The organism is Ruegeria sp. CL5, assembly GCF_056536485.1.
Genome location: NZ_JBQFPS010000001.1, coordinates 727,257 through 737,128 on the forward strand (window position 1 = coordinate 727,257; position 9,872 = coordinate 737,128).

The window sequence follows — 9,872 nt, forward strand, 5'->3', positions numbered from 1 at the left end:
CTGATCAGGTGTCCCTCATATGCGCGGCACCAAATGCACCCGGCAACAGATCAGCTATTGTGGTTTTGGTTTCCAGACCGTCGGCAGTCGCCATAGTGACCACCACATCGCCTTTTCCGAATTCAGCCAGTTTCTGACGGCAGCCGCCGCAGGGTGGCACCGGATGCGGACTGCTCGCAACCACGTAAACTTCGGTCAGTTCTTTGTCGCCTGCGGCGATCATCGCGGCAATCGCCCCGGCCTCGGCACAGGTGCCTTCCGGGTAGGCTACGTTTTCGACATTACAGCCGGTGTAAACCGCTCCAGAACCTGCCCGGATCGCCGCCCCGACCTTGAAATTCGAATAAGGCGCGTGCGCATATTCACGAACAGCCAAAGCAGCATCTTTCAAAGACATGACGATTCCCAATTTTTGATCACTTGGTCAGAATGTCATACCCTAAATGAAAGCGCCGGGGAATTTGAAGCCCCCGTGCGCGGATAATCACAAGCATTTAGCCCAGAGTCGTGTTGAATGTGCCGGGCAGCGTAACTTCCAACAATTCGACATCGTCAGTTGGATCAGACAAACGAGTTCTCATGCCAGGTGGAATGACGAAGGCGTCGCCCTGTTCCAGCCGATAGGGTTCGCGCCCCTCACCCTCAAGTGTCACCTCGCCATCCATCACAAAGGTAAAGTGGATATCAGTATCGTGGCTGGCCCATTCAGGTTGACCTTGCCCGCGACGGACGACCTGCACACCCGCGACACCCTTGGTGTTTTCGGCAATGGTCGTATCGCGACAGACATATCCGGGCAGGCGGAAAGGTATCCACTCCGCATTTTTGGCCTGATTATAGACAAACCGTTGGCCCTGCCATTCCCGGTCCGGTCGGAAGTGTGGTGTTGGCAGGTCCATCTCGTGGTCAATCTCGGTCACATGTTCAGCCGGTACACCAATCTCGATCACCTGCACGTTGTCCGATGCCTCAAGCACTCGGTGACGGACTTCGGGCGGTTGAATAAAGCAATCACCCGCTGTCAGGCGCATTTTCTCACCCTGATCCTCATAAACCACGTCCACCCAACCGTGGATGCAGAAGATAAGCTGAAACCCGACCTTGTGAAAATGCACCATATCCGGCACCGGGCCGCCATCGGGAATGCGGATATGGCTGGCGATGATCGAACCGCCCAACCTGTCAGGCACCAGATCGCGATAATGCATCCCTGCCCGCCCGATGATCCAGGGCGCCTGATCCTTGAGGCGGCGAACAACAAATGAATGAACCGTTTCCGGCATAACCAGCGGTGGATCCAGTTCCTCTATTTCGATCCGGGTGCCGTTTGGTGCGACAAGACTGCGCTGGCCGTCAGCGAACCTGTCGGGGTCAGACGTCAAAATGCGCAAGGTCCCAGGAGACTCGGGTGCGTCTTTCTCGATCCGCAAACGTAAACCATGTCCGGAAAACACAGCGGTATTTGGATCGTCGGCTGGATAGATCATGTCCATCCGCATTCCCAGCACCTTGGTATAGAACGGAATATCGTTGCGGAGTTCCTGCGTCGGCAGGCGGATTTCAGCGCGCGTCTGGAAGTCTTTCGGATCGCTTGTCATTCTGTATCTCTTCGGATCTGATTTTTGGCCATCCGATCAGAACAGCGGCCAAAATGCCAATTGAAAAGTACATTTCAAGCGTTTCTTCCAGCACGAACAGGCGTGTAGCCATCGTGACCGAAAGGCTTTCCGAGAAAAATCCACTGACTTCTTCGAGTATCTGCGCCAGTACCGCAACACTTCCGGCTAGGACAAAGACCGTCAGAAATGGTGCGCGGATCTTAAGTGCCTGTACTCCGTTTGGTATCCCGTGCCAAAGCAAACCACCAATGACAATCACGCCCAAAGCGATCCGGACTGTGGTTGCATCAAGCAATAAATCCAACCATTCTAGCACGACGAAAAGTACGCTGCCTTCGGTGTAGACCTCTGCTTCCAGCTCGCGCTCGGCCAACAGTAGGCAGACAAGTGCAATATATAAGCGTGAGAGGCCTGGAAAACGCACCAGCGCGACCAGCCCGGCAGCCAGCAACGCAGTGGCTGAAATTGTCTCGATCAAGCCGCCCTCTTGGTTGAATGCTGCGGCCTGCAAAGGCCAGATCATGATCACGCAAAGCAGAACAACAGCCAAAGAAAGCGAACCAACCAAGGCACCCCCATTGGTGCCAAGCCTGTCAAAAGCGGTGGTCATTTGCGCGTCAGCACAAGCTTTGTTTTTATTGCGCATGATCAGATCCGTCGCTTCTGAGGCCCGTTAGATTGTCGGGAATTGACTGTACATAAAAGCAAAGCATCAAATCTCAACCAGCGACCCCTTAAAGTATCCGTGAGACCTTATTTCGACACAAATCCGAGGCGACATAGCCAAGCGTTGAGAAATGGTTTAACCATCAAACGAATATTGGAACGGAGTTGAATTGCCGATGTCTGACACACCGAACCTGCGACAGGCTGCGCTTGAATATCATGCCCATCCAAAGCCCGGAAAGCTTGAGATCAAGGCCACGAAGCCGATGGCAAACGGCCGGGACCTTGCACGCGCCTATTCGCCAGGTGTGGCCGAAGCCAGCCTCGAGATCAAAAGCGACGCAGCCAATGCCGAAAAATATACTGCGCGCGGCAATCTGGTGGCGGTCGTTTCGAACGGCACTGCGGTTCTGGGGCTCGGCGACATCGGTGCTCTGGCATCAAAGCCGGTGATGGAAGGCAAGGCGGTCCTATTCAAAAAATTCGCTGGCATCGACTGTTTTGACATCGAGGTGGATCAGCCTGACCCCGAAAAACTGGCAGATATCGTCTGCGCGTTGGAACCGACTTTTGGCGCGATCAACCTTGAAGACATCAAGGCACCGGATTGTTTCATTGTTGAAAAACTGTGCCGAGAGCGGATGAATATCCCCGTCTTTCACGACGACCAGCACGGCACCGCGATCGTTGTTGGCGCCGCTGCCAAGAACGCCCTGCATGTGGCAGGTAAGAAGTTTGAGGATATCAAAGTTGTCTCAACCGGTGGTGGCGCCGCAGGGATCGCCTGCCTCAGCATGTTGGTGAAGCTTGGGGTCAAACGCGAGAATATCTGGCTGTGCGACATTCACGGTCTGGTCTATGAGGGCCGCGCCGAGGATATGAACCCGCACAAGGACCAGTTTGCCCAAAAAACCGATCTGCGCACTCTGGATGATGCGATCCCGGACGCCGATCTGTTCCTGGGGCTGAGTGGACCGAACGTCTTGAAGCCCGAGATGGTTGAGAAGATGGCCAAAACCCCGATCATCTTTGCATTGGCCAACCCAACTCCGGAAATCCTGCCACAATCGGCACGCGAAGTTGCGCCAGATGCGATCATTGCAACCGGCCGCAGCGATTTCCCGAACCAGGTGAACAATGTCTTGTGTTTCCCGTTCATCTTCCGGGGTGCCCTGGATGTTGGTGCGACTGAAATCAATGACGAGATGCAAATCGCCTGCGTCGACGGAATTGCCGACATGGCCCGTGCGACAACCAGCGCTGAAGCTGCGGCAGCCTACAAGGGAGAGCAGTTGACCTTTGGGCCGGATTATCTGATCCCCAAACCTTTCGACCCGCGCCTCGTCGGAGTCGTTTCGTCATCTGTTGCGCAAGCAGCCATGAAAAGTGGGGTCGCAAAACGGCCCATTGATGACCTCGAAGCCTATAAAGAACGGCTGAATCAGACTGTGTTTAAATCGGCTCTTCTGATGCGGCCAGTATTTGAAGCCGCAGCAGTTGCTTCCCGGCGGATCGTTTTTGCGGAAGGCGAGGACGAGCGGGTATTGCGTGCAGCTCAGGCTATTTTGGAAGAAACCACGGAAACCCCGATCCTGATTGGTCGCCCGGACGTAATCGACGCGCGATGCGAACGACTGGGGCTGACGGTTCGGCCTGGGCAGGATTTCCAGATCGTGAACCCGCAGGACGATCCGCGCTACTACGACTACTGGAACTCATATCACCAGATCATGCAGCGGCGGGGGGTCACTCCGGACCTCGCAAAAGCCATCATGCGCACCAACAATACTGCAATTGCGGCGATCATGGTGCATCGCGGCGAGGCTGACAGCATGATCTGCGGTACATTCGGCGAATACCGCTGGCATCTCAATTATGTTGAGCAAGTTCTGGATGATGGCGATTTACGCCCGCACGGCGCGCTGTCACTTATGATTCTGGAAGACGGCCCCCTATTCATCGCCGACACGCATGTACGGCAACTGCCCACCCCCGAGGAACTGGCCGAAACAACCATCGGCGCAGCCCGTCACGTGCGGCGGTTCGGACTGGAGCCGAAGATTGCATTCTGTTCGCAATCGCAGTTCGGCAATCAGGCAGAGGGATCGGGCAAGCGCCTTCGGGCGGGCCTTGAGATCCTCGATTCTGAGCCGCGCGATTTCAGCTATGAGGGCGAGATGAACTTGGACCTGGCCCTTGATCCTGAATTGCGTGCACGTATTTTCCCGAACTCGCGTATGGATGGCGCTGCGAATGTCCTGATTTTCGCACACGCGGATGCAGCAAGCGGGGTGCGTAATATCCTCAAGATGAAAGCGGACGGATTAGAGGTGGGGCCGATCTTGATGGGGATGGGAAACAAAGCCCATATCGTAACGCCATCAATCACTGCCCGGGGGCTGTTGAACATGGCGGCCATCGCCGGAACCCCAGTGGCACATTACGGGTAAGCCGGGCGCGGCGGTAAGAGGATATACACGACCGGGCTCCGGATCAGTTGCCCAAGTTGATTCTATTGGCACTGTTGCTTTTGCAGCGCTGAGTTTGCAGATTTGCAAAGCCTCATATGGGTCAACTAGAAGGTCATAAATATCAGAGAATTTGCAAAACTTTGCAGTCCAATCTGAAAGGTTCTGCAAAGATTTTGCGATAAACTGACGCGCCGCATTCCGCGTCGCTTGCCCGAGGCACCTTCGGCGCCTAACACAAAACGCGAGGAATTTGGGAGGAGGCCATCATGGCATATCAGGACGTCTACGAGAGCTGGAAGAACGACCCCGAAGCATTCTGGATGGATGCCGCAAAAGGGATCGACTGGGTTCAAGAGCCCGGCAAAGCTCTGTTCGACGACAATGCGCCTCTCTATGAATGGTTCAGCGATGCCAAGGTAAATACGTGCTGGAACGCAGTCGACCGGCATGTGGAAAACGGTCGTGGCGAGCAGACCGCAATCATCTATGACAGTCCCATCACACATACCAAACGCGAAATCTCCTACGTCGAGCTGCGCAACAGGGTCGCTAATCTGGCCGGTGCGCTCCGCGCGAAAGGCGTTGAGAAAGGGGACCGGGTCATCATCTATATGCCGATGATCCCCGAAGCGTTGGAGGCCATGCTGGCCTGCGCCCGCCTTGGTGCAGTGCACTCGGTGGTGTTCGGCGGCTTTGCCAGCAACGAACTCGCGGTGCGCATTGATGATGCGAAACCCAAGGCGATCATCGCCGCCTCATGCGGGATGGAACCGGGTCGTGTCGTGCACTACAAACCGCTGTTGGATGGCGCGATCGATCTTGCCAGCCATAAGCCCGAGTTCTGCGTAATCTTCCAACGTGAACAGGAGGTTGCACAACTTATCGAAGGGCGCGATGTCAATTGGCATGGGTTCCAATACGGAACTGAACCCGCAGAATGTGTGCCTGTAAACGGCAACGATCCGGCGTATATCCTGTATACCTCGGGCACCACCGGAGCTCCAAAAGGTGTCGTGCGCCCGACCGCTGGCCATCTGGTCGCGCTGAATTGGACGATGAAGAACATCTACAACGTTGATCCAGGTGACGTATTCTGGGCAGCCTCAGATGTGGGCTGGGTCGTGGGGCATTCCTATATTTGCTACGCTCCGTTAATCCATGGCAATACGACCATTGTGTTCGAAGGTAAACCCGTTGGCACGCCAGACGCTGGCACCTTCTGGCGCGTGATCTCCGAACATAAGGTCAAAAGTTTTTTCACGGCCCCGACAGCCATTCGCGCCGTCAAACGCGAAGACCCCAATGGGGAGTTGATGTCGAAATACGACCTCTCCCACCTGAAGGCGCTATATCTTGCAGGTGAGCGGGCCGACCCGGACACCATCATCTGGGCGCAGGATGCGTTGAATGTCCCGGTCATCGATCATTGGTGGCAAACCGAAACCGGATGGACAATCGCGGGTAATCCACTTGGTATCGAGGAACTTCCGATCAAATTGGGTTCACCTGCCAAGCCCATGCCAGGCTATGACGTTCAAATTCTGGACGAAGGTGGCCATCCCATGAAACCAGGTGAATTGGGAGCTATCGCGGTCAAGCTGCCATTGCCCCCAGGTACGCTGCCGACCCTCTGGAACGCCGAGGCGCGGTTCAAGAAGTCGTATCTGGAGCATTTCCCGGGCTACTACGAGACCGGTGACGCAGGCATGATCGACGAAGACGGTTATCTTTATATCATGGCGCGCACCGATGATGTCATCAACGTTGCTGGCCACCGTTTGTCGACTGGCGGAATGGAAGAGGTGCTGGCTGCGCACCCCGATGTGGCAGAATGTGCCGTGATTGGCGTGTCGGACCAACTAAAAGGGCAAATGCCGGTTGGATTCTTGTGCCTCAATGCCGGATCTGAACGGAACCACCAGGATGTGGTGGCGGATGTGGTCAAGATGGTCCGGGACAAAATCGGGCCTGTCGCTGCGTTTAAGAATGCGGTGGTGGTAGATCGCCTACCCAAGACGCGATCGGGCAAGATCCTGCGAGGCACGATGGTGTCGATTGCGGATGGCAATGAATACAAGATGCCTGCCACCATCGATGATCCAGTTATTCTGGACGAGATCAAATCGGCCCTGCAAACCATCGGTTACGCACAGTAACTTTGCAATGGAATCCAACAGTGCACCAAAAAGGCGCACTTGATTTGCGCCAAAGCGCGAGTGCGAAGCTCTGCCTCGCGCTCCGGGATGTTTTCGGCCAGATGAAGGGTGGATCCGTTTTGTCTTACTGGGGCTTGTCATTGGTCCCGCCTCCCCTCAGGTTGAGGTGAGGAGGACGAGCATGACAAACGGCGAGATCTGGCGTCTGAGTGCGACCGAACTGACTGTTCTGACAAAAAAGGGCGATCTGAGCGCGGAGGAAGTCGTCAAGGATGCATTGGCGCGTATGCATCAAGTGAACCCCGAGTTGAATGCAGTTGTGGAAGATCTTGGTGCGGAAGCGATGGACACTGCATCCGCTCTTGACCGTGCCCGTCGTGATGGTGCTTTGGCTGGTCCCCTGCATGGTGTTCCGGTTACGATCAAGGTGAATGTAGATCAGAAAGATCATGCAACCACCAATGGCGTGGTGGCCCTGAAGGATGTCATTGCACCAGATGATGCTCCTGTGGTCTCAAACCTGCATAAAGCAGGTGCGATTGTCATCGGGCGGACCAATACCCCCGAATTTTCATTCCGTGCTGATACGGACAACCCGCTTCATGGGCGCACGCATAATCCCTGGGGCCGCCATATCTCACCCGGCGGATCGTCTGGTGGCGCCGGCGCGGCCGTCATGGCGGGAATAGGTGCTCTGGGTCATGGCAACGATATCGGTGGCAGCCTGCGTTTTCCCGCCGCAGCCAATGGTGCGGTGACGGTGAAGCCGGGGCTTGGCCGCGTGCCCGCGTGGAACCCAAGCCAAAAGGCCGAGCGGGGAATGCTGGCGCAGTCGATGTCGGTTCAGGGGGTGATTACCCGAACGGCCGCAGATTTACACCTGTCTATGCCAAGCCTGATTGAACCAGACCTTCGGGATCCCTTTCACGTACACCTGCCCTGGCGCGGTAATATGCAAGACGGACCGATCAAGGTCGCCTTCACAAAAAACACGTTCGGCTACGCATTGCATCCAGAAGTAGACAAGGCGCTGGATACGGCACGGGACGCCTTAATCGATACCGGATATCTGGTTGAAGAGATTGATCCGCCAGATGTGTTCGAATGCGGCCGGTTGGGCTACCGCGCGCTGATGGGCGAAGTGCTGACCCTGATGAAAGGTGATATCGAAGCTGCCGGATCGCAAACCATCCGCGATATTTTTGAAGTTTATTTCCAAGAGTTTCCCCCGATTGTCGGAGGCGATCTGATTCAGGCCCTTGCGCAGCGCAGCCACCATGCGCGCGAATGGTCATTGTTCCTGCAGGATTATCCGTTAGTCCTGTCTCCATTTCTGCCGCAGCCATTTTTTAAGCCTGATCGCGACACCGAAGGCGCGGAGGGTGTTCATGAGGTGCTGGGCTGCGCAGTATATTCTTATGCGATGAACTTTCTGGGGTTGCCCGCTGCCAGCGTTCCCGCACGCCTTGCGGAATTGCCGAATGGCCCCCAACCGATCAACATTCAGATCACCGCCCGGCGCTGGCGCGAAGACATGGCCGTAGATGCCGCAGCCGCCATCGAAGAGCGCGTTGGGCAGATGGCCCCGATTTTATGGGAGCAAATGAGCAATTAGTTCCAACTTGTGCCTACATAGCAGCTTGCTACAAAAAATTGACCCCGGGGTTTTGTGCCCGGGGTCCGCATAATAAAATATGCCCGGATTTCAGAAGACGAGCGTAGCACCACCCACCCTCGCCAGCGCAAAAACTGCGCAATATTCGAAAACACCGTCAGATGGCCACTCACTTCCACCTTGGCGTGTTCTCCGGGCAAGTTGAAGCTAACAAACCATTATCGGTGTGCATGTGAACTGGTTCACACAAATGACAGGAAATTTATCAATTCGCTCACATTTATGTGAACTGCTCGGAAATCAGTCGCTCCTCCAATCCATGCCCCGGATCAAAAAGTATCCGGTGTTGGATGCTTGTTTCAGACCTAATTTCGACCCAGTCGATATCTGGAATGGAGATTGAATCAGCCGCAACGATGACCGGGCGCTTGTCAGCATCGATCACGTCGAACCTGACTTTTGCCATTTTCGGCAGCAAAGCACCGCGCCACCTTCGCGGGCGAAATGCCGCGATGGGTGTCAGCGCCAACACGTCTGCGCCAATCGGAACAATAGGTCCATGCGCAGAGTAGTTATAAGCCGTTGAACCCGCAGGCGTGGCGAGTAATGCGCCATCACACACAAGCTCGGCCATGCGAACACGCCCATCCACACTAATCCTGAGTTGCGCTGCTTGCGGTCCTGCACGCAACAGCGACACCTCGTTGATCGCCAGCGCTTCGTGTTTTTGACCAGACTGATCCATCGCGGTCATTGCCAATGGGTTGACGACCTCTTCCTCTGCCTCGGCAAGCCGAGCCATCAGATCGGTCTCGGCATATTCGTTCATCAGAAACCCGATGGTCCCGCGGTTCATGCCGTAGACTGGTGTATTCAGATGCTGGATACCCTGCAGCGTTTGCAGCATGAAACCATCCCCACCCAGCGCGACAACCACATCCGCATCCCTGGGTGCGGCATTTCCATAGCACGCCACAAGAGAGTCTCGGGCAGTTTGCGCCACTTTGGCATCGCTGGCCAGAAAGGCGATTCTCTTGGTCATGTTTTATGGTTTCCAGTGCTGCACATTTGGTTCCGAAACAAACATACCTTTCCGCAATAGGCCAGACTTGACGCCATAGCAGGCCAATTCGTCGCTTTACAGCCTTTCTGAATTCTATCGTTTCCGATAGGAAATCCGCCAGATAAACCCCAGCCCTGTGGAGCCATTATGAACGCCAATCTTCGTGATACCGGTTTCTTCACCCAATCCCTTGCCGATCGTGACCCCGAGCTATTTGGCTCGATCACATCCGAATTGGGCCGCCAGCGCGATGAAATCGAGCTGATCGCATCGGAAAACATC

Annotated in this window: 7 protein-coding genes and 1 pseudogene; 4 read left to right on the forward strand and 4 right to left on the reverse strand. The window is 55.3% G+C overall.

Features of this window, described 5'->3' with window-relative positions; all coding sequences use genetic code 11:
- Positions 1 to 4: 4 nt before the first annotated feature.
- The 3 genes from ACR0IU_RS03585 to ACR0IU_RS03595 all read right to left on the reverse strand — a co-directional run bounded on the left by ACR0IU_RS03585 (position 5) and on the right by ACR0IU_RS03595 (position 2,265).
- Positions 5 to 397 (reverse strand): cytidine deaminase, encoded by a 393-nt coding sequence (locus ACR0IU_RS03585; RefSeq protein ID WP_480715273.1) that lies wholly within the window; start codon positions 395 to 397, stop codon positions 5 to 7.
- Positions 398 to 494: 97 nt separating this feature from the next.
- On the reverse strand, positions 495 to 1,598 hold the full coding sequence (locus tag ACR0IU_RS03590; RefSeq protein ID WP_480715274.1) for a cupin domain-containing protein: 1,104 nt from the start codon (positions 1,596 to 1,598) through the stop codon (positions 495 to 497).
- Positions 1,561 to 2,265: a hypothetical protein gene (locus ACR0IU_RS03595; RefSeq protein ID WP_480715275.1), complete on the reverse strand. Its 705-nt coding sequence runs from the start codon at positions 2,263 to 2,265 to the stop codon at positions 1,561 to 1,563. Before ACR0IU_RS03595 ends, ACR0IU_RS03590 begins: the two co-directional genes overlap by 38 nt.
- A gap of 196 nt (positions 2,266 to 2,461) precedes the next feature.
- On the opposite strand from ACR0IU_RS03595, the gene ACR0IU_RS03600 reads away from it, so the two are divergent.
- The 3 genes from ACR0IU_RS03600 to ACR0IU_RS03610 all read left to right on the forward strand — a co-directional run bounded on the left by ACR0IU_RS03600 (position 2,462) and on the right by ACR0IU_RS03610 (position 8,527).
- A complete protein-coding gene (locus ACR0IU_RS03600; RefSeq protein ID WP_480715276.1) occupies positions 2,462 to 4,735 on the forward strand; it encodes an NADP-dependent malic enzyme in 2,274 nt (757 codons plus the stop codon).
- Positions 4,736 to 5,022: 287 nt separating this feature from the next.
- Positions 5,023 to 6,912 carry a propionate-CoA ligase PrpE gene (gene prpE / locus ACR0IU_RS03605; RefSeq protein WP_480715277.1) on the forward strand — a complete coding sequence of 630 codons (1,890 nt, stop codon included), beginning with the start codon at positions 5,023 to 5,025 and terminating at the stop codon, positions 6,910 to 6,912.
- A gap of 181 nt (positions 6,913 to 7,093) precedes the next feature.
- Positions 7,094 to 8,527 (forward strand): amidase family protein, encoded by a 1,434-nt coding sequence (locus tag ACR0IU_RS03610; RefSeq protein ID WP_480715278.1) that lies wholly within the window; start codon positions 7,094 to 7,096, stop codon positions 8,525 to 8,527.
- Positions 8,528 to 8,807: 280 nt separating this feature from the next.
- On the opposite strand, the gene ACR0IU_RS03615 is transcribed toward ACR0IU_RS03610, so the two are convergent.
- Complete coding sequence (locus ACR0IU_RS03615; RefSeq protein ID WP_480715279.1) at positions 8,808 to 9,569, reverse strand: NAD kinase; 762 nt, start codon at positions 9,567 to 9,569, stop codon at positions 8,808 to 8,810.
- A 168-nt stretch (positions 9,570 to 9,737) separates the two neighbouring features.
- Here ACR0IU_RS03615 and glyA point away from each other — a divergent pair.
- Positions 9,738 to 9,872 (forward strand): annotated as a pseudogene (glyA, locus tag ACR0IU_RS03620) (serine hydroxymethyltransferase); the annotation flags it as partial.